11 protein-coding genes are annotated in these 21,209 nt (G+C 64.2%); 1 reads left to right on the top strand and 10 read right to left on the bottom strand.

The annotated features are described in order from the left end of the window. Positions 1-27 precede the first annotated feature (27 nt). From D2N39_RS20190 to D2N39_RS20175, 4 genes are all read right to left on the bottom strand, one after another. A complete protein-coding gene (locus D2N39_RS20190; RefSeq protein WP_119136584.1) occupies positions 28-1,437 on the bottom strand; it encodes an McrC family protein in 1,410 nt (469 codons plus the stop codon). Continuing rightward, a complete protein-coding gene (locus D2N39_RS20185; protein ID WP_119136583.1) occupies positions 1,437-4,640 on the bottom strand; it encodes an AAA family ATPase in 3,204 nt (1,067 codons plus the stop codon). The genes D2N39_RS20190 and D2N39_RS20185 overlap by 1 nt, the downstream gene beginning before the upstream one ends. Further along, complete coding sequence (locus D2N39_RS20180; protein WP_119136582.1) at positions 4,641-7,916, bottom strand: TM0106 family RecB-like putative nuclease; 3,276 nt, start codon at positions 7,914-7,916, stop codon at positions 4,641-4,643. A 157-nt stretch (positions 7,917-8,073) separates the two neighbouring features. Then, a complete protein-coding gene (locus D2N39_RS20175) occupies positions 8,074-8,343 on the bottom strand; it encodes a hypothetical protein (RefSeq protein ID WP_119136581.1) in 270 nt (89 codons plus the stop codon). A gap of 139 nt (positions 8,344-8,482) precedes the next feature. Here D2N39_RS20175 and D2N39_RS20170 point away from each other — a divergent pair, with 139 nt between their 5' ends. Then, complete coding sequence (locus D2N39_RS20170; RefSeq protein ID WP_119136580.1) at positions 8,483-9,457, top strand: helix-turn-helix transcriptional regulator; 975 nt, start codon at positions 8,483-8,485, stop codon at positions 9,455-9,457. A gap of 153 nt (positions 9,458-9,610) precedes the next feature. Here the strand turns inward: D2N39_RS20170 and D2N39_RS20165 are convergent, their stop codons facing one another. The 6 genes from D2N39_RS20165 to D2N39_RS20140 all read right to left on the bottom strand — a co-directional run bounded on the left by D2N39_RS20165 (position 9,611) and on the right by D2N39_RS20140 (position 21,177). Further along, positions 9,611-10,363 carry a M48 family metallopeptidase gene (locus D2N39_RS20165; RefSeq protein ID WP_119136579.1) on the bottom strand — a complete coding sequence of 251 codons (753 nt, stop codon included), beginning with the start codon at positions 10,361-10,363 and terminating at the stop codon, positions 9,611-9,613. Continuing rightward, positions 10,363-13,629 carry a type I restriction endonuclease subunit R gene (locus D2N39_RS20160; RefSeq protein WP_119136578.1) on the bottom strand — a complete coding sequence of 1,089 codons (3,267 nt, stop codon included), beginning with the start codon at positions 13,627-13,629 and terminating at the stop codon, positions 10,363-10,365. Before D2N39_RS20160 ends, D2N39_RS20165 begins: the two co-directional genes overlap by 1 nt. A 15-nt stretch (positions 13,630-13,644) precedes the next feature. Beyond that, positions 13,645-14,892, bottom strand: a complete 1,248-nt coding sequence (locus D2N39_RS20155) for a restriction endonuclease subunit S (RefSeq protein ID WP_119136577.1) — start codon at positions 14,890-14,892, stop codon at positions 13,645-13,647. Further along, positions 14,885-17,350 carry a type I restriction-modification system subunit M gene (locus tag D2N39_RS20150; RefSeq protein WP_119136576.1) on the bottom strand — a complete coding sequence of 822 codons (2,466 nt, stop codon included), beginning with the start codon at positions 17,348-17,350 and terminating at the stop codon, positions 14,885-14,887. Before D2N39_RS20150 ends, D2N39_RS20155 begins: the two co-directional genes overlap by 8 nt. Before the next feature lie 108 nt (positions 17,351-17,458). Next, a complete protein-coding gene (locus tag D2N39_RS20145; protein ID WP_119136575.1) occupies positions 17,459-20,065 on the bottom strand; it encodes an AAA family ATPase in 2,607 nt (868 codons plus the stop codon). Next, the gene (locus tag D2N39_RS20140) at positions 20,062-21,177 is read right to left on the bottom strand and encodes a metallophosphoesterase family protein (protein ID WP_119136574.1); all 1,116 of its coding nucleotides are present in this window, start codon (positions 21,175-21,177) and stop codon (positions 20,062-20,064) included. Before D2N39_RS20140 ends, D2N39_RS20145 begins: the two co-directional genes overlap by 4 nt. Positions 21,178-21,209: the final 32 nt, after the last annotated feature.

Raw genomic sequence — 21,209 nt, 5'->3', positions numbered from 1 at the left:
GTGCTGGCTACCTGCGGTGACCCTAAGCTAAAAAAGGTCACCCCCTGAAAAGGGGGCCTCCCTCAATTGGGCTGTGGATCCAGATGGAGGACGAAGGAATGCCCCAGAAGAACCACGAGCTGGAAGAGATCGTCGCGAAGCTACGGCAGGTGCATCGAGCCAGAAAAGCTCATCCAAATCAGCCATCAATTCCGCAACATTTCCGATCCCCACGCAGGCGGTCTCCAAAGCCGTGTCCCACCCCGTGATCCTGTTCCGCGCCAGCACAACAGGCGATCCGTCCAGTCCTTGATGCCGGGGATACAGCAGTGTCAACCGACCCGTCCGGTAAAGATGCCCATAGGCCATCATCTGGTAAACGTCGCTTTGGGAAACCCCGTGCTTCCTGTCGTCCACCCGCGCCGCGATCCGCTTCCACTTCGTGTCGATGATGTGGACCACCTCACCTCCCCGCCGAATGAGAATGTCAGGTTTCGTCTGGAACAGACCGCGCCCGTCAGGCTCCGAGGTCAGGCAGAACAACCGACCGCCCTGCAGATGGACGGAAAACTCCGTCCCCCTCAGGCGGCGCGCGATCAGTCGGCCGACATATTCCTCGAACAGGGAATTCATCTCGAACAGCAGCGCAGAGCCTTGTCCAGCGCCCGAACTGGTCGTCTGATATCTTCCCAACAGGAACAACCGCGCCATGCCCAGCAACTCGGCCCATGACCGGTTCGTCCGGTCTAGGATCACCTCATTCCAGCGCAGCGCTGCCGGCGGCACATCCGAGACGTCGGCATAGACGAAGCCCAGCTCCCGAAGCTTCTGGAGGTTCGCTGCACTTCTCGAGACACGGGCGAGATGCCCGAGTGTCGCCTTCAGGATCCGGTTCAGGGCGATGTCGCCGGACAACTCATCGAACCGGCAGGCGAGGCGAGACGGATTGACCGCATGCCGCGTGAACTGCCGCGTTACGTCGAGGGTCCCGCGAAGGGCGGGCAGATCGTCCTCGTCCCGCCGATATTGGCGTGGCATGCCCCGCCTGACCGCCTCGGTCAGCTTATCGGCAAAAACCCGGATCAGGATTTCCAGAAGCGTGTCGCGCTGCCAGTCGAGCTCCGTCATCCGCCCAAGGTCGATCCGCAAGTCCAACGCCACGGCCAGCATATGGATCAGACGCTTCCGGATCGCAGCGTTGCGGGCTGTCGGGTCGGCTTCAGCCACGTCGATCTTTGGCAGGATTTCCAGCGCCCCCTGCGGTGCAGCAATGACGCCCACGACTCCCCGCGCCCGGATGTGCTTGCGATGTTCCTCCAGCACGCCCTGCCCACCGCTTCCGGCCAGGGGTGATGACCGCGCAACTTCCGCAAGCCGTGCGGCCAGGAGCTCCGGTATCTGCCCCTCGCCCTCCCCGTAGGACAGGCTTTCCCACTCCCGGATCGTGTGGGTCCGCATCAGGCCGCAAACTCGGACAGATCGAAACGGTCGTTCAGCGTCCAGCGCATCCGCGGCTCTCGCGTGTCATCATCCCCAAGGCCATCGGGCACCGGCAGAACACGCGCGGTCAGGAAGCGCGACCGCCCCTGCGCCGCATCGCCCAGTACGGCAGCGACGCGGGACCAGTCCTCGTAGAAATATTCTGCCAGCAGGGGGATCACCTTGTATCGCAGCACATCCACGATTTCCGATTGGCTCCGGCAGGCCGAGAAATAAGCGTGTCCGATCTGGTGCTCGCGGTCGAAGAGATACTCGATGCGCTCATTCAGCGTCTGCAAAAGCCTGCGAAGCGCGATCCCGTCCACGACTTCGGGCAGGACCGACGGGTCCGGCATCAATTCGCGGAACGTGAAGCGGCGGCGCAGCGCGGTATCAAGCAGCGCGATGGACCTGTCGGCTGTGTTCATCGTGCCGATGATGTGCAGGTTCGCAGGCACACCGAAGAGCGTCTTTGAATAGGGCAGCTGCAGTCTGATCTCGTTTTCCATGCCCAAGCGTTTGTCCGGTTCCAGCAGGGTAATGAGTTCACCAAAGACCTTTGAGATGTTGGCCCGGTTGATCTCGTCGATGATCAGGACATGGGGACGGGCAGACTGCGTCGGGCGGGCGGCGGACTCCCCGAACACTATCTGTTCAAGCACATCCCAGCCGATGAGGTCCGGCTCCAGCGAGTAGATCGGGTGGAACGAGGTGAAGGGCTTCGGATAGATCCCCTCGCGGTCCACGCCTTGGGCGCTTGACCATATCCAATCGACCGCCCGCGAATGCCGTGCGGGTTCTGTTGCGGAGGGTGGTTCATAAAGATACGGTCCGACGATACGACCCAGCGCCACAACGTTTCCGGTGCGCGCCGTCAGCATGACGAAGTCGCCGACCTCCGCTTCCGAACGGATCACCCAGGTCCCATAGACATCGGGCGAGTATCCCTTGATCTGCGGATTCTCGACCTGACGCACGGCCTTGATCCGTTCCCATTCCTCGAATTCCGGGGCAGACCAGTCGGTATCTCCGCCATGTAGCCAATCGATCCGCCCCAAGGCCAAGGCGCGATCCAGCTTGGACTTCCATCCGCTGCTTGTCAGGCCCAGTCGATAAATCTTTCGCTTCCGATCCAGTCGTGAAGACCCCTCCGCCGCGACCCCGGTATCAAGCCGCGCCCGCTCGCTGATCCGCTTGAAGAGCCCATCCTTTACTTTAAGCGTAAAGCCGCCTCCCTGCACGCCGCCCTCCGAAAGTTCGGCCCCACCGGAAGAACCCGTCTCTGGCCGCAGTCCTTCGACGAATTCTTCATAGGACATGGACTGATGGAAGGTTACGAACTCCACCCGACCTTCGGAAACCAGCGTCCGATAGGCCTGCATCACAGCCGTCCGGTCGTTTCGCATCGCGTCGGCCGCCTGATCGCCCAGACACAGCCGGACCGCCTCGAACGCTGTGTGGTAGGTCTTTCCGGTCCCGGGCGGGCCATAAAGGATCAGGTTCGTCGGCAGGGCAATCTCGGTGCTCGTCATGGGTTCTGTCTTCCCTGTCTGCTCGAAAGCAAAGGTGAATGTTTCGTCATCAGACTGCGCCGCGCCGCTGCGTCCGATGAGGGTGATTCCCGCCATATCCGCAAACAGCGGATCAGAGATCGCCTCGCCGGCAGCCGCCAGCGTGAAGGACGGCCCGAGCAGGCGATGCAGATCGGCCACCCCGATCTCCACCTGCGACCGGTGATCCTCCCGCGCCGGTTCAACGAAGTAGTTGACCGCGCAAAGGCGCACCCGGTCAGGTCCACGGTCGAGGTGGGTGTATTGTTCGGGCAGCGGCAAAGTCTCGCCGTTCTCGCCAACGATCACGAAACCGGCTGCATGAAGCAGCGAGGCAGCATCATGCTTCAGCCCCCAGCCGCCACTGAATTCAGTCTTCTTGCGAATGACCCCGATGATCGGCTTCGTCGGATAGACTCTGTTCGGCCGGGCGCGTGTCGACAAAACCCAATAGTCGCGCGGATCGCCAAACCGATCCAGAATCTCTGTCCTTTCCACGCCGTCCCTGTGCCGATCAATGGCATCCATCGCGCCTTCCACCGTCAGGCGGGTGATGCTCATGTCCTCGTCGCGATACCGCGACACAACCCAAAGCGCACTCTGCACATCGATCATGTCCCGTGGGGCCAGACCACGCTCGACAAAAGCCGCCCGGACCGCCCGCATGAACCGCAACTCATCGGCATAAGTGGCCGAAACTTGCGGATGACGCGGAAAAGGACGCCCCGTCCCCTCGCGCCACAGATCCTGACGGACGGTATTGCGGATGTAACTCGCCGAGTCCGGCCAGAGGTGAAAGAACAGGAACTCCGCAATCTGCCGGGGCGGATCGTCCGAAGGCTTCGGCACCGCCGCGCGCCAGACCGCAACGAACTCATCCATAGCGGCACCGTGTCCTTCTGGTGGCCCCAAGGCCGCACGCGCCAGCCGGACGAGGGCCGGTTGAAGCTGCTCCTTGTCGCCGTCCCCATTGGGCATGAGCGGGAGGCTCGTCCGCCAATCCAGCAGGTTGCTGCTCTTCTGGCTGATCGACGCCAGCACGGCATCCAGAACTTCACGGTCCGTAGAGGCAGATTCCAACCCGGCCCGCAGATTGCGCGACGTTTCGAGCTTGTAGCTTCTCTCCCGCTGATCAAACTCAGCGTCCGGCGGATCGAAGTGCCGGAAGCCCGGAAACATCGTCCGGATCACACCGATCCATCGCGCAATGGCAGCAGGATCGAGAGCAAGTTCACCCTTATCACCACCGACAAGGGCAATTAGCTCTTTCAGCCGACCCACCGAGTCCACACGCACCTGAACGCAGTCCGACGTCCCGAATGACCAGTCACGGCTCAAACCCGAATGGCGCGCCCCATCCTTCTGGCCGTTCTGATAGGGAAAAAGTTTTACAACAAAACCTGCCGCTTCCACCCGGTCGGACCATTTTCGATGCAAATAAAAATTCTGCGCCGCTGCCTCGACCTGCCAGACGAGCCGCTCTCCATCGGTCGTATCGAAAGCCACCATCTTCTTCGTGGCTGTCCCCGGCCGCAAATCAGACCCGACCAACTCCGCCAGGAAAGCCCGCCGCAACGGAACGACGGCATCACGGTCGTTCTCCATAATTCGCGCCTCGATACCTTCCCACATTCAGCCCTCTCCCAATTCCATCAGAGCGCAGAGCGTATTCACCAGCCGCATCTGCTCAACCGTCTCGCATTTCGCCTCGCGCAGACGCGGCGCGCCGAAGACCAGTGCCAGCCCCTTGGCGCGCGATACCGCCACGTTGATGCGGTTGAGCGAGAACAGGAACTCCATTCCGCGCGAGGTTTCCTCGGCTGATGAGGCGGTCATCGAGACGAGGCAGACCGGGGCCTCCTGTCCCTGGAACTTGTCCACCGTGCCCACACGGATGGCGTCGGGCAGCGCGTCGCGCAGGGCGTTGACCTGTGCATTGTAGGGGGCGACCACGATGATGTCGCTGGCCCGCATCGGGCGAGTGGTGCGGTCCTTGTCGGTCCATGTGCCCCGCAGCAGGTCGGCCACTGCCGCGCGGATCGCTTCAACCTCTTCGGCCGCGATCTGCGCGTTGCTCTCGTGAGGGACCGGCACCCAGAAGCCCCCCGCCTCGGGGAAGCGCGTCCCGCTTACCGCCTGACGCGCGGTGTCGGGGTGGCTGTTCAGCCGCCCCTCATAGACCTGATCCGAGATGAAGCGGCAGACCTCCGGGTGCATCCGGCGCGAGACGGGCAGGAAGATGCCACGGTCCGGGGGCACGGTCGCATGGTCGCCCAGCATCCAGTCGAGGCATGACAGGTTCGCCGGTTCGGGATGCGCCCCTTGGATCACTTGCGGCAGTTGGCGCGGGTCACCGACCAACACGATGTTGCGTGCGGCCCGGCCCATGGCCACCATGTTGGCCAGACCGACCTGTCCGGCCTCGTCCACAAAAAGCCAATCGAAGGCCTGCACATTCTCGTCGCGAGAGAAGAACCAGGCCGTCGCGCCGACAACATGCTGGCCGCCCGCCGCATCGTCATTGCTGGTGGTGCGCCTCACCGGGCAATCGTCGGGGTAGCCGTCATCGTCGCCGCTGGTCTTGTGAACCAGATCCAGCGTGATCGGCAGATCCTCTTCCTCGAGAGCACTCAGGCAACCCATCAGGACGTTGCGGATCGCTTCGTGGCTGTTTGAGGTCACGCCGACCCTTGCGCCTTTCCAAACCAGCGACAGGATCGCCCGGGCAGTGACATACGTCTTGCCAGTGCCAGGCGGCCCCTGGATCGGCAGCACGGTTTCGTCCATCGCACCCACAGCCGCGATCGTGCCGGAAACGGGGTCGGCCACAGGCTTCAGCGGACCGGTTTTCAGACGGGGTGCTGCCCGCGATAGCAGATCATCGACCGCCCGCCAGGCCCGCGGCCCACATTGGTCGGCAATGACGTCACGCAAGGCGCCAGGAATGGGTTTCGGATCAAGTGGCCAGTCGGGGTGCAGGTTCACCCGGTCGCCGAGCAGATGATCTTTTCCGGGCCCAGCCTTCACCGTGACATGCCGCGCCCTGCGATCCATGTCGGTGATGCTGACCGAGATCGGCGGGCCATCGAACACCGGCACCGTCGCGCCCTTGCCGGGGCGAAGCTTCGTCTCTTGCAGCGGGAAGCGATAGCTGCGGGCGAAGGACCGCTTGATCGGCTCGATTGGACCAATCGCTTCCAGCCCCGCCAGCGCGTCCAAATTGTCGAGCAGGTCATCCTCGTCCTTGGACGCGGAATCGAACACAGCCCATTGCGCGGGCTTGGCCTCGCGCTTGTGGAAAAGGCCGAGGTTGAACAGCAGCGCCTGCCGGTCCTCGGGCAGGTCTGACGCGGCAAGTGCCGTGCGCAAGGCCTGCGCATCGGCATCTTCCTCAGCCTCTTTCGGCCCGGCATCAGGGGCCAGGGTCGGCCACGGACCCGCTGGGCGGATGCCCACCAGCCAGTCGCGCAGTTCCTCGGTCGAGATGCAGTCGATCCGATTGTAATCCTCGATCTCGTCAAGGATCTGCTGTTCGCCCGTCTCGCGCCAGCGCTCATAGGCCACGACCGACCCACCCGCCGTCTTGACCTCTCCCTCGCGCACGCGGCCGTAAAAGGCCTCCATCGACTTGATGGAATAGTTGCGTTCCGACCCGATCAGCCCGCCGCGCACGACCGCGAACAGATCGACAAAGCGCCGTTCGCGCAGCAGGCGGTCAAGGAAGGCTTCGCCGATCCCGTATTTCGTGGTCAGGCGGCGCAGCGCGGTGATCTCGTAGGCCGCGTAATGATAGATGCGGGCGTTCGGGAACGCCTCCAGCCGCGCGCGGAAGAAAGCGAGAAGCTCCTCGAGCGCCTTGGCCTCGGCCGCGTGGTCGTGCGCCCAGAAGGCGCGGAACTGCCCGTCGCACCAGACGCCATGCAGATATTCGAGGCCGCCCTCGTAGTGCGGATCGCCTTCGATGTCGTAGAACAGATCGCCCGGCTGCGGCGCGGGCAGCAAGTCAAAGCCCTTGCCTGGCTCTGGCGCGCGCAACTCGAAGGACGGGGCGCCGGTCTTGCGGGCATGCTGCAACTGGGCCTGCGTTACCAGACGCACGCGGGTTCCCTCGGCCATGCCCCGCACCGGGCGATCCCGTTCCGCAAGGGCCGCCATCGTGGTGATCCCCGCGGCCTCCAGCTTCTTGACCTGTCCCCGGCTGATATTGGCCACGTTGAAAAGGCTGTCCTCCGCATGCCAGACGCTTTCGCAATGATCGGCCCAACGGCAAAGGCCGCAATCGGCGCATGGGATGGGGCGCGTTGGCTTTGGTGCGGCAACAAATGCCTCCAGCCGCGCCCGGGCCGCCCGGGCGTAATGCGCATAGTCCGCCAGTCGCAGGGTCGCGCGCTCGCCGGTGCCAAGTTCGACATGGGCGAATTCCGGCGCGACACCCTGCACTTCGGTCAGCAGGTCGGAATAGAGAACAAGCTGTAGCACATGCTTGGGATGCGGCCTGCGCTTCAGCTTGGTGTCGGCCACCTCATAGCTGAACGGGCCGAGGGCCGAGGGCTTATCCACCCGCAGCAGGAAATCCGACCAGCCGCCCCAAGTGCCCGACAGGAATGCCCCCTGAAAGACCACCTCGGCACCCTGCACCAGCGCCGCCTGGGTCGCCTGCGCATCGGCGAACAGATCGCCGCGGGGAATTTCCAGCACGGCTTTGCCGGCGGATTTCAGCTTTTCCAGATGCGCCGCCTCATGTGCATCGCCCTGCTTTTGCAACAAGGCGGTGTCCTCGCTATCCTCGCCCGGCTCCGGCCCCTCGCCGCGCAGCCGCATCAGATCAAGCGTCGTAGCATGGGCACAGCCCATGAACCGCATCAGGTCGGTTGCCGAGAAAAGGATGGTGCCGCCGAGGTTCCTCATGGTCGCCCTGAAATCGTAAATGAGCGCAACCCGAAGCGGAATCGTCTCGTCAGGTCACAGGTTCTTCAATAATCTCCTTGGGTGTCAATTCCTGTCGGGCTCGAGGCGCCAATAAATCGGCGTGCCGCCCGCTGAACCTTGCGCAGGTTCAGGCCAACTACACATCACCCTCTCGCACGATCCGGAGGCTCTTCGGCGCGATCAGCGAGGGCGGCTTGCCTTTTGCGCCCATGCGCAGCGAAAAGCCACGACTGACAAGCGAGGCGGCCTCGTCCAGCGTCCGGACATAGGTCGCGTTTTCGGCGTGGTGCTTGTGTTTGCCATGCGCCGGATCGGCAAGCTGATAGCCCTTAGACGTAACGACAGGCTCCTCGACGATGCCGCCCCGCGATGAAACCCGTTCGATCCTGATGACACGACCAGCCATTGTTCTTCCTCTTAATGCTTTGGTGCGCCTGCCGGGCCAAGGAACTGGTGATGGAAATCACTCGGGAATCGGCTCGACAGGTCGCACCAATCTTCCTAGCCTGCCGGGGTGACAATCTCTGACACGCTTGCGAGGCAGCATGTCGTTTTCGAAGGCCCAAGATCTGATCCGACTTGCCCAGATTGCCGCTGCACGGCGCGGCGGCGTCAGTCTGGAGGATATCTGCGAGGAATTCGGCGTCTCGCACCGCACCGCGCAGCGAATGACCGATGCGCTTGAGGAGACCTTCGGCAATGTCGAAGCTGAGGATGGAGAGGACCGCAAGAGACGCTGGCGGCTGGTCAATTCCGGCTTGACGCAGTTGCAGCTGCGGCACGAAACCGGTGTCGAAGCGCTGGATATCGCGGCCCGGACGGCCGAGACCGAGGGACGGCTGCGCCACGCCAAGGCATTGAACGACCTGCGCGATGGCCTGCTCGCGCGGGTTCCCGCCCGGGCGCGGGTCGAGGCGGATGCCGAGGCAGTGTTACTGGCGATGGGCCAGGTCACCCGGCCGGGGCCGAAGGTCAGCCTTCAACCCGCAATCCTCGACGCGATCATCGAAGCCCTGCGTGGTCCCTTCCGCCTGCGCGTGCGCTACAATCAGGACGCTGCTTCCCGCATCCTCGAACCGCACGGGGTCCTTTTGGGCCATCGGACCTATCTTGCCGCCCGCGATCCGGCCAAGGCGGACGAGGTGCGCAACTTCCGCATCGACCTCATCCACGAGGCCGAGACGCTGAATGAAAGCTTCGCATTTCAGGACGGGTTCACCATCGCCGAATACGCCGCGCTGGCCTTCGGCGTCTGGCAGGATCCGGCGCAATACGGCGAGGTGGTCTGGCGCTTTGCTCCGGAGGCCGCCGACCGCGCCGCAGGCTTCCGCTTCCATCCGCAGCAGGTCCTGGAACCACAGGACGATGGCAGTCTGATCGTGCGCTTTCACGCGGCGGGCTGGCTGGAGATGACCTGGCACCTCTACCAATGGGGCGACAAGGTCGAGGTGATTGCCCCGCAGGCACTGCGCGACATGGTCGAAGGGCATCGCCGCTCAGACTTTGCCGCCATGCCGTGACCCAATTTCGAGAGGATGAGTTTGGTGCCTGACACCCTGACCTTCGCCACCGTCAATGAAAAACAGGAGGCCATTCGGGCGGGTCTCAGATCACCCTTCGGTTAAGTATAGTGCTTCTATTTCGTTTCTGCCGCATGCGTTCCAAGCATCAGGTCAGATTCCTTCAACTTGGATCCCATTCTCGGCTAGCCACGACTTCCGGCCGCGCCAGTCGGGGAGATGCTGCTCGACCTTGATCCAGAAGGCGGATGAATGGTCTGGATGCAGGCCGTGGGCGAGTTCATGAATGACCACGTATTGAGCGATCCGAGGCGGCAGCAGAATAGCCTTCCAGTGAAAAGACACCCGACCACCACTACCGAATGATCCCCAGCGATAGCCAAGATCCTGAACTTTGACTTCCCTGACGGTCACGCCCATCCGGTTCGCCTGCTCAGTTACTTGTCGTTCGAACCAATCCTGCGCGCGGCGGGTATACCAGCTTACCAAGATTTCCCGGCCCCGATGCGCAGACGCCTTGCGAAGGCAGAAACGTCCGTTGCGAAGCGACAGATCCACGAGTTGGTTTTCCATAAGCCTGAGCCGGTAGCTCTTGCCCAGATACAGGAAACCCTCGCCATCAACGAATTCCTTGATCGGCGCCCTCTGTTGGAGCCTTGCCTTCTCTTCGATCTTGGTGTGGATCCAGAGCAGCTTTTCCTCAACGAACTCCACCAGCTGCTGGTCTGCGGCCTGAGATGGCGCAACGATAAAAAGCGCTCCCGTCCGTTCGACCGTGATCTGCAAGGTCTTGCGCCGATTACTCCTGTGAACCTCGAAAGACAGGCCATCAACCTCCAGCCTGTGATCACTGGTTCGGGTTGGCTTGCCACCAGTTCTGATCGGTGAAAGCGGAAGGCGACGCATCACGCTGTCCTGAGCCTTTCATCGTTTGCCTTGGCTTGCTGGATCAACTCATCAGCTAGGCTTTCAGCATCGGCCACCGTGAACCCGCTCAGCCGCCGGTCAAAAATGATCTCGAATACCTCCGAACGCAGGTTTTCTTGGTCCGCAAGCTTGAAGCTGCTCCAGATCGAACGGTTGGAGCCCACCTCTTCAATGATCCGGTCAACAATCTCGACGGTCATTTGGTGGATGGCCTGCAACTGGGCTGAGTCCGTTTCCGGCCCCGCGGCGCAAGCCTCCAGCACGGTCCGCAAGAAGGGTAGGTAAACCTCGGGGATGTTAGGCGCCGTTCCGTCAGCGGATGCGCCTTCGGAGCGAAGCTCATCTATAAGTGCCTGGAGTTGTTCGATGATCTGGTCCCACTGCTGCCCGAGCCCCTCCAGGATCTGCTTCAGGCGCTCCGACATCTTCTTGAAACGAACAGGGTCCGCCTCAAGGTTCTTACGGATGTGCGACCGGATCGCATGCTCCATCTCCGAGGCTTTGGCACGATTGCCGGTCGTCTGCCCAACATGGTTGTCAAAGTTCGCATCGGTCAGCTGAACAGGCGGGATCTTTGGGTCGATCCCCAAGGAAATCACATGGTCATCGATCAGCTTGCGGACCTTTGCTCCGACATCGGACCCAAGCGACATGACATCGCGATATCGGTTGCGTGCACGGGCATGGATATAGGCCAAGCGCTTCGCATCCTTGACGAAAGGAAGGCCTTCGGGACGTGGCAGGATGATTTCGAGCGAGGTCAGGAAGTCCTTGAGCTTGACTGTGAACTCGGCCCGGGCCTTCTCGGTGGCAAGGACATTCAGGCAGCCCTCATCATCAGAAAGGTCCTCAAGGCCGGCCCTGCGGAAAATGTCGATGACCCGGATGTGGCGATCCCGCAGCACCGGGATCTGGTCATTGAGCCCGACCAGAGCGCCCTCGATATCCTCGTCCGCATATGCGGCCAAGGCGGCCTTCAGGTGATGTGCCACGCCGAAATAGTCCACGACGATCCCGCAGGACTTGCCGAAACCTGTCCGGTTGACCCGGGCGATGGCCTGCAAGAGTTCGGCTTCGCGGATCGACCGGTCCAGATACATCACCCCCTCAATGGGGGCGTCGAACCCAGTCAAAAGCATGGATTTGACGATCAGGAACGCCAGCGGATCGGTCTTGGCCGGGTCCTTGTGGAACAGGGGTTTCTTGAACCGCTTGATCCGGGCTTCCTGGGCATGGCCTTCCGTCCATTGCCGCCAGGTCGGGTCATCGTTGTTGCCGCCCGACATCACGGGCGCAAACTCGATCCGCGCCAGCGTGTCGCGATACCGCCAAGCCTGGACGAGGGCCTGCGTCACAGGCGGCTTGCTGCACAGGAACTCGTCGTCCATTGCCTTGTCGTGATCCGACAGCGCGGCCGCCTGCGCCAACAACTCATCCCGCGCCTCAAGAAACGCAGCATGATACCGGATCACCGCAAGGCGGCTGTAGGCCACGACCTGCGCCTTGTAGCCGTTGGGCAGCAGGTTCGTCACATAGTGCCGCAGCATGTCGCGGGCCTTTTCCGCGATCAGCGCCGGGGCCTCGAGGATGTTGCCCTTCGTCGCGTATTTCTTGCGGATCGCCTCAAGCTCGTCCTCGGTCCGGTCGCGGAACATGTCCTCGAACAGCCCGTCGAGGGTGGCGCCGTCCTTCACCGCGCCCTCGGCCGTCCGCCCTTCATACAGGACCGGCACCGTGGCCCCGTCGGCCTCGGCCTCCTTGATCGTATAGCGGTCGATGAAATCGCCAAAGATCTGCGCCGTGCGTTTCTTTTCGCCCATAATGATCGGCGTGCCGGTGAAGCCGATGCGGGCGCAATTCGGCAGGGCCGCCATCAGGTTGGCGTGCAGGTCTCCGGCCTGAGTGCGGTGCGCCTCGTCCACCACGACAAGAATCGTCTCATCCTCGTTCAGCACCTCGAAGGCCGGGCCCTTGGTCACCTCGGGGATATCCTCCTCGGTCCGGTATTTCTGGATAGTGGCGAAGACCAGCCCCGGCCCCTTGCGCCGCGCCAGCCGTTTCAGCGCCCCGGCATTCGTCGCCAGCTCCACCACATCGCCCGAAAGGGTCGCCGTTTCCGACAGCTGGCGTTGCAGGTCACGACGGTCGGTGACCATGATCATCTTGAACTTCCGCAAGGCCACATCGGTCCGCATCTTGCGGATCATGAACACCATCGTCAGGCTTTTGCCCGACCCCTGCGTATGCCAGACGATCCCGCCGCGCCGGTCATATTCGCCATCCTGCGCGCGGGTCTTGCCGGTGCGCAGCCGTTCCAGCGCGCGGTTCACCGCGCGGTATTGCTGATAACGGCAGACGGTCTTGATGGTCTGGCCGCCCACATTCATGAACAGCAGGTAATGCCGCAGGATATCCAGCAGATGCGCGGGCCGCAGCATCCCGGCGATCAGGCGTTCCTGTTCCGACAGGCCCTTTTTCCCCAAACCCGCCGCCACCTCGTCCTCGGACCCGGTGCCATCCGGCCCGACCACGGTTTTCCAGCTTCCGTAATGTTCCAGCCCCGCGCCGATGCAGCCGACGCGGGCCTGATCGAAGCTTGTGGCGATCAGCAACTGGACAGAGGCGAACAGCGCGGGCGCACCCTCGTTCTCCTCCACCTCCAGCGCGGCCTTGCGGGCGTTATGATAGCGGCGAAGCTGGTTCACTGCCTCGGCCAGCGGCTCGGGGATGGCGGGGCTTTTCGCCTCGACCACCACCACCGGGATGCCGTTCACCAGCAGCAAAAGGTCGGGGATGATGAAGCCCTTGCCCACGTCATGGCCGGGCGGGCAATCGACGCGGAACTGGTTGGCGATGGTAAAGGTGTTGGCCCCCACATCATCCCAGTCGATATAGCGGATGGTCTGGCCGCGCCCGCCGTCCCAGCCGGGCAGGCCCTCGACCGTCAGGCCGCGCAGCAGCAGTTCCGTCACCGCCTGGTTCGCCTCCGTCAGCCCGCGCTGGCCATGGCGAGTCAGGGCGCTGACGGCTTCGGACAGGCGGGCATCGTCCAGCCAGGGCTGGCCATCGGGGCCGGGGTTGATGGCGCGCAGGCGCTCGCGCAGCGTGGCCTCGGCGATGGTCTCGCGGAAGGTGACGCGCCCGGTCAGGCTGGGGTCGTCCTTTGACCCCTGTTGCACCTGCCAGCCCATGGCGCGGCACTGGTTCAGGAAGGGCAGTTCCACATCGTCATACTCGTGACCCATGACCGAACCCTTTGGTTACAACAAGGGCGTGACGGGAACCCGGCCGGTGAGCAGGTCGTCCATCAGGCCGGATTTCTGGAGGCGGAGTTTGTCGAGCAGGGCCAATTCATCTCTGGAGCGGCTGGCAAGCTTCATCAGGATTGCTTCGATACTGGCTTGCTCCGCAGGATGCGGCACAGGCAGCAACGTCGAGCGGATCGTTTCGCTTCGGATTGCGGACATGGTGCCGCCCTGCTGATCCTTCGAGAAGTGCCGCAAGACCCAATCGCAATAGTTCACCTGTAACATTGCCAAATAGGGCGAGTATTTCGCCTGATCGAGACTGATGGTCCATGTGTGCTTCGAGGATAACGCGTCCCCAACATCATGAGGAACAAGACAGCATCGCCCGACAGTGCCCATGATGGTGATCATCAGATCATTGGGGCGAACGGCGTATCTCCGCAGTTGCTGGAACTTGCTAGAGGTCACAAAGCGTTTGTAATCCCTGTCAAATCTTTCGACATGAACATTGTCGATTCCGAGAAAGGGGATGCCCTGACTCACCAGTTCCTCTTTCAGCAGCGCGCTTCCGAACGGGCCGGAGCGCATCGCGGGATCGACCGGCGCAAGCAAATCCTGCACCTCACGAACCTCCCACTCCTTCGGTAGCCAGCCGAGCGGGGTTTGGTGGTAGAGGTGGGGGGCCTCGGGTTGTGGGGGGCGGAGGTCGCCGTTCGCGTCGATGCCGCGGGTCAGCAGGTCATGCAGCAGTCCCTGCTTCATCGCCCGCAACTTCGCCACCACCGCCTCGGTCCCCTGGATCGCCACGTCCAACGTGTCGAGGACTTCGGCGATCTTGGCTTGATCCAGCTTGGCAGGAAGATAGACCGCCACTTGTTCCAAGACATGCCGATCGACATGCGGGATACCCGTGCCATTCGTCTGACTTTTCAGATGGGGCTCGACCCACTTAAGTGCATGAAAAAAATACCCCAGATCAAAGCTATGATCTGGTCGGATGACGGCCATGGTCGAGGCCACGATGCCAGGCTTTGCGCGAAACGCTTCGCCTGCATTCGACCCGTCCCACAGCAAGACCACGTCGCCGCAGGTGGCCATCAATGAGTTTGGGAAACGCTCAGCAAAGGTAGGAGGGGCTATACCCCGCAGATACTCGGGGCTGAGATATGCTTGAGTGTTTGCAGTGTTCGCCTCGAATGACTTCGGCGGTTTTCCCTTCTGTATGGAAATAAGGGGACCAAGTTGATGCAGGTCAGACATACCCCAACCCCTTCAGGAACCCCGCCAGCTTGTCCGTCGCCTCGGCCCGCGCGCTTTCGATCTCGGTCAGGGTCACGCGATACTTGTCCCACCAGGTTTCGAACGCCGCCACGATCTGCCCGCGCTGCGCGGCGATGTAGCGGGACAGGATCTTTTCCATGTCATCGTGCAGGATCTTCAGGATCAGCGCCGCCGCATCCGCCTCGGTCAGCCCGTCCACGGCCCCGTTGATCGCATCGGTGAACTGCGCGTGCTTGGCTTTCAGCGTCTTCTTGACCTCGGCCAGTTCCTTTTTCCACCGTTTCACCTGCGCCTCATCAACAGGTTCCGCGTCGTCCTCCTCTTCCTCGCCCTCCTCGGGCGTGGCGGTCGCGGCCTTGATCTGGGCTTCGAGTTCGGCCTTTCGCGCGGTCAACTCTTCGATCTCGCGCACGAAGTCGCCCATCAGGAAGCTCACAAGCTTGTGGTCCAGCGGGCTTTCCTTGTGGCCCTTGTCCTCCAGCGCGGTGACGATGGAGGTGCGCCAGGCATCGACAACACCCCGGCTGTCGCGCGCCATGAGGGTGAGGAAGTCGAACCGCGAGGCCTGCCAGAACTGCGCGATGATGCCCCGCACGGTGAAGGGGTCAAGCATGGCCAGCCCCTCCAGCGTTTGCGAAAAGCTGGAGAGGAGTTCATCGCGGAGTCTGATGAGCGCGGCCGCTTGATCGGCCCCGGCAAGGGCCACGATGCCATCCTGATGCGCGGCCCACCAGGCGTTAAAGGCGGCCCGGATTTCCGCCTCGCGCGCTTGCAGGCCCGCGTCGGCCTCTATGGCCGTTTTCAGGTCGGATTTCGCGGTCAGGTGCGGGGCGAAGTCGAGGTAACGGTCATCGCGGGAGACCAGCAGGTCCATCGGGTTCAGCCCATGGGCGAGGAACAGGTCGGCCTTTGCAGTCACCTCGGTCCGCGGGATGCCGCCCACCAGATGCGCGCGCACGTCATGCGGTTCGGGCGGCGGCGCGTTATCGGCGTAGCGGCGGATGTTCAGGTTGAAATCGTTGTCGCGCAGAGTGTCGATTTCGACGATGGCCGAGAAGCCGGGGATTTCGCGGTATTCCTCGAAGGTGGTGACGATCTTTTCGATGTGTTCGGGCATCAGATGGTTCTGTGCCCGGCCTTCGAAATATTCGCGGTCGGCGTTGATGAAGAGGATCTTGCCCTGCCGGTCCTTCGGCTTGCCCGAGACGAGGTTCGCACCGTTGTGGACGCGCTGGCGCAGGACGATGACGCAAGCGGGGATGCCGGTGCCATAGAAGAGCTGGGGGCCGAGGCCAATAATCGCCTCGATCTGGTCCTGTTCGATGATCTTCTGACGGATCTTCCCTTCGTCGCCCCCGCGGAACAGCACGCCGTGGGGCATGACCGTGGCGATCATGCCGCCGTCGCGCGTGACGTGCAGCATGTGCTGGAGGAACATGAGGTCGGCCTTCTTGGCACCGCGGGGGACCTCATGGAAGAAGCGTTCGGGGAACTTGGGCTGCCAGGTGTATTCGCCGGACCGGTCCTTGTCCTTTGACCCCCAGGGCAGGGAGAACGGGGGATTGGTCAGGACGCGGTCGAACCGGCGCAGTTCGCCGTTCTCGACATGCTGGGGCTCACCCAGGGTATCCTCGTTGCGCAGGTCGGCGCTGCTGATCCCGTGCAGCAGCATGTTCATCTTGGCGATCGACCAGACGGTGCCGGCATTTTCTTGCCCGAAGAGGTTGGCCTTGCGCCCGTCTTGTCCGTGTTCGTCAATGTAGTCCTTGGCCGCAATCAGCATGCCACCCGACCCGCAGCAGGGGTCATAGATGTCATGTTCAAGGGTCGGTTTCAGGAGGCGCACCATCATCCGGACAACGGAACGGGGGGTGTAGAACTCCCCGCCCTTCTTGCCGGCTGAGTCGGCGAATTCGGCGATCAGGTATTCGTAGGCGGCGCCAAGCAGATCCGGGAATTCGAAGTCCTCGTTCCGAAGGCGGATTTCCCCGAAATGGGTAATCAGCTGGCGCAGCTTCTGGTCGCTGATCTTGCTCTGGCCGACCTTGCGGGTGAAATCGATGTGGTCGAGAACGCCTTCAAGGGCGATGTTCTCGGATTCGATGCCACCGAGGGCCTTGTTCAGCTTATCGCCAATGTTCTCATGGGCTTCATCGACAAGGAAGGTGAACCGGGATTGCGGGGGAACCCAGAACGTGCCGCTGCGACCATACCAGACCTTGTTCTCGGCATCTTCTGCGGCCTGTTCAGGCGCGATGCCGTTCCCGATGCGCTTTTCGATAACCCCCTGCCGGGCCTGCTCAAAAACGTCGGAACAGCGCTTCAGAAACAGCATCCCGAAGATGTATTCCTTGAACTCCGAGGCATCCATTTTCCCCCGAAGGATATCGGCGGCTGCAAAGAGGTGCCGCTCAAGTTGGGCAAGCGTCAGGGGCATTTAACTTTTCTCACGGTCATTCACTGCAAGGTGGGCCATCAGGCTGTTTAATACAACCGCTAAGCAATTGGTAATCTTTGATGAACCTGATGTTCTGCCCTTCTGCCGTCATATGCCCTCCAGCGCGACCACGGCACGTTCTCCACCAAGTGCCGCAAAGGCTCTTTGGCGGCAGGTCAGGACAAGGATCTGCTGATCCCGCGCGGTGCGGTGCAGGGCGTCGAACATCGCCTCGATCCGGTCGTCGTCGGAATGGACGAGGGCATCGTCAAGGATCACCGGAACCGGACGGCCTGCGGTGGCGAAGAGGCGGGCGAAGGCAAGGCGGGTCAGGATCGCCACCTGTTCGCGGGTGCCACCCGACAGGATGTCCAGCGCCTCGGGCTGGCCGTTGCGGGTCAGGGTGGCGGGGAGCAGGCTGGCATCGTCGATGGTCAGCTGCGCGCCGGGGTGCAGGATCGCCAGCAGCGGCTGCAACTCGCGCAGCACGGGGCCGAAATAGGCGTCGCGCGCCTTGGTCCGCGCCTCGTCCAGCGCGCGTTTCAGCCGGGTCAGGGCGCGGACCTCGGCCTCATACCGGGCGGCGCGGGCCTCGGCCTCGGCGCGGTCACCGGCGATTGTGGCAAGGCGTTCCTCGATGCCTTCTTCGGCCAGCGCAAGGATCGTGGCGTTCAGGCTGGCCAGATCCTCGCGCGCCTTCTGTTCGGCGGCGCGGGCCTGATCGACGGCGCCGCGCGCGCGGGTCAGCCGGGCCTCGGCGGTGGCCAGGTCGGGGGCGGCGGCGCGCAGGGTTTCCAGCGCGCGGGCGGTGGTGGTGACGGCATCGGCCAGCGCCGGTTCGCGCACCTTCAGCGCGGCGATGCGCGCGGCAAGGGTTGCCTCGTCCCCGGCCTCGGCCTGCGCATCCGCCAGTTGGCGGGCGGCAGTGGTGCGGTTCGCCTCGGCCCCGGCGCGGGTGTTCCCGGCCTCGACCGCCAGATCGTGAGCGGCCTTGGCGGCGGCACGGGCGGCCTGTTCGGCGGTGTCGGCCTCTGCGAGCGCCGCGGTCAGGGCGGCCACGTCCTCGGCCGTGTCGGGGGCGTCGGCGGCGGCAGCCATGGCGCGTGCCAGCGCGCTGCGCAGCGCATCCAGCCCCTCGGGTGCGACCTCGGCCAGAAGGGCGGCGGCCTGTTTCGCCTCGACCTCCAGCCGCTGCGCCTCGGCCCATTGGTGGCGGGCGGCGGGCAGACTTTCCGCCTGCGCCTCGGCCAGCAGGCGGGCCAGCGCCTGTTCGGCCTGGGCAATCCCCTCGCCGCTGCGCCCGGCGCCGGGGTCGATCCGCAGCGTGCCAAAGCCCGGCAGCGTCAGGTCGGCGGCAGTCAGGATCGGCACCGGGCCATCGGGCAAGGCCGCGCCGTTCAGCATGGCGGGGGCACCATCAGGACGGGCCTCGATGGTCACCGCCTGCGCCTCGGCCCGCGCGCGGGCAAGGTCGAGCGCGGATTGCGCCTTGTCGGCGGCATCGAGGACCTTGGCGGTCACGGCAATCCGCGCCCGCTGCGCGCGGGTCTGGTCGAGGCTCGCCTGCAACCCGGTCGCACGGTCAAGGCGGCGTTGCAGGTCCTCGGCCTGAGCCTTTGCGGCCTGCGCGGCCTCGGCCCGGGTTGCCGCTTGCACCCTTGTCCGCAGGTCGCGGGTCTGGTGCGCAAGCGCCTCGGCGGCCTCGGTCGCCGCGCGGTCGCGCTGGCCAAGGTCATCGGCACGGGCGCGGGCGGTGGTGGCAGCCTCATCGGCCTTGGCCAGAGCCGCCAGAGCCGCGGTCACTCGGGCGGCCAGCGTCTCGGCCGCCGCGATGTCCTGCCGCAGGCGGTCGGCATCAAGCCGGGCAAGGCGCAAGGTGGTTTCGGCCTGCGTAACCTGCGCCTGATGCGCCAGCGCCGCCTGATGCGCGGCCTGCGCATCCGTCAGCGCCTGTGCGCGGGTGGCGGCATCGGCGGGGTCGGTCAGGCGGCTCAGCGTGCGGGTCACCTCGGTCCGCCGGGCGAGATCGCCCGACAGCCGCTCTGCCTTGGGGCGCAGCGCCGCCTCCTCGGCGGCCAGTGCCGCCGCCTCGTCCACAGCCCGCGCCCATTCGCCTCCGGCCTTCGGTCGACCCGTGGCGGTGGCGAGCCGCGCCAGAGCCTCGGCCACGCGGTCGATCACCGCATCCATCCGCCGCCCGCCGGTCATCAGGTCGATCTCGCCCGCGACCGAGGACAGAAGGTCGCGCCGGGCCGTCAGGTCGCGTTCGCGGTCCTTCTTGTCGTCAGCCTCGAGCCCCATCAGCCCCTGCCGTACCCACAGAAGGCCCGAAGGCCCGGCCAGCCCGCCGCCCATCAGCTGGTCGATCCAGGCCTCGGCCTCGTCCGCCTGGGCGATCAGGCGGCCGGTGGTGTCATGCACCTGCGCCTGCGGCTTGCTGATCCAGCGTTTGGCGATGCGGAAACGGCCTTCGGGCAGGTCCACTTCCACCATTACCTCGGGCGCGCCCCCGGCATGGGGTTGCAACGCCTTGATGGCGGCGTTCCGGCTGCCGTGGCGTTCGAAGAACACCGCATGGATCGCGTCGAAAAAGGTGGATTTGCCGAATTCGTTGGGTTCGGACAGCACGGTGATGCCGTCGCCGATGCCGGACAGCCGCGCGCGTTTGCCCGCGAAACGGCGAACGTTGGTCAGCTCGATGCTGCGCAGCCTCATGCCCGCACCTCCTGCGTCAGGGCATAAAGCCGGGCAAGGGCGGCCTGGGCGGTGTCGCGGTCCGCCTGGCTGAGGGCGGCATCCCCGGCCTCGGCCAGCAGCACCTCGGCCGCCTGACGCAGCGCGCCCGCCCGGTCAATCTGGTCCAGGTCTTCGGGCAGCGCCTCGACCGCCAGCGCGGACAGATCGGCGGCGAACCAGCCGAAATCGGGGGCGCGGGCGGCGAGGCCAGCTTCCAGCGCGGCGCGGTCGGCCAGCGGAAGGCGCCCCGTTACGGTGATCCGCAGCAGGTGATCCCGCGCGCGGGTGTTCGGCAAGGCGGCGGCGAGGCGCGCGGCCACATCCTCGCCCGGCAACAGGTCCAGCACCGGGCGCATCCAGCGGAAATGGGCCGTTTCCACCGGCGTCACCTGTGCAGGGCCGTCCAGCGTGACCAGCAGCGCCCGCCCCGGCGCGTCATGCTTGAACCCGTCGGGTTCCGGCGTGCCGGAATACCAGGTGGCGGGCGTCACCTGCATCTGCCCGTGCCAGTCGCCAAGGGCGAGGTAGTCAAGGCCCGAGCGCACGGCCCGGTCAGGCGGGATGATGCCGGTCGCCCCTTCCTCGCCGGAAAAATCCGTGATCGCGCCGTGGCCAAGGCCGATGCGCCGCGCGCCTTCGGGCGTGGGGGCCGCCATCGCCTCGGTCAGGTCGCGCCCGGGGCGGCGCTGCGTGCAAGGCGCGGGCAGCAGCCAGTGGCCGGAGGCCAGTTCCACCGGCGCGTCATCGGTGATGGCCCGCAGGTTCGCGGGCGCGTCCTGTGCGATGCGCCGCCAGAGTTCGGATGCGGCAAGGCTGTCATGGTTGCCGGGTAGCAGGACCCAGGTCAGATCGCCCTCCTCGCCCATCGCGCGCAGGGCCTGCCGCAGCGTGTCGGGCGCGGGGGTTTCGGCGTCGAACGTATCGCCCGCCAGCAGCACCACCCCGGCCCCGCCTGCCCGCGCGGCCTGCGCCAGCCGGGCAATCGCCCCATGTCGCGCCTCGCGCAACCTGTGCCGGATGCCGTCGGGGTAGCCACCGAAGGCCCGGCCCAGATGGAGGTCCGAGGAATGGAGAAACCGGAATGCGCTCATGCCTGACCTGCCTTTGCCCTTGTCCCAACCTT

Source organism: Gemmobacter lutimaris (assembly GCF_003570715.1).
Lineage (GTDB): Bacteria > Pseudomonadota > Alphaproteobacteria > Rhodobacterales > Rhodobacteraceae > Gemmobacter > Gemmobacter lutimaris.
Note: the sequence above shows the minus strand (reverse complement) of the source record. Positions and strands in the feature narration are given on the sequence as shown.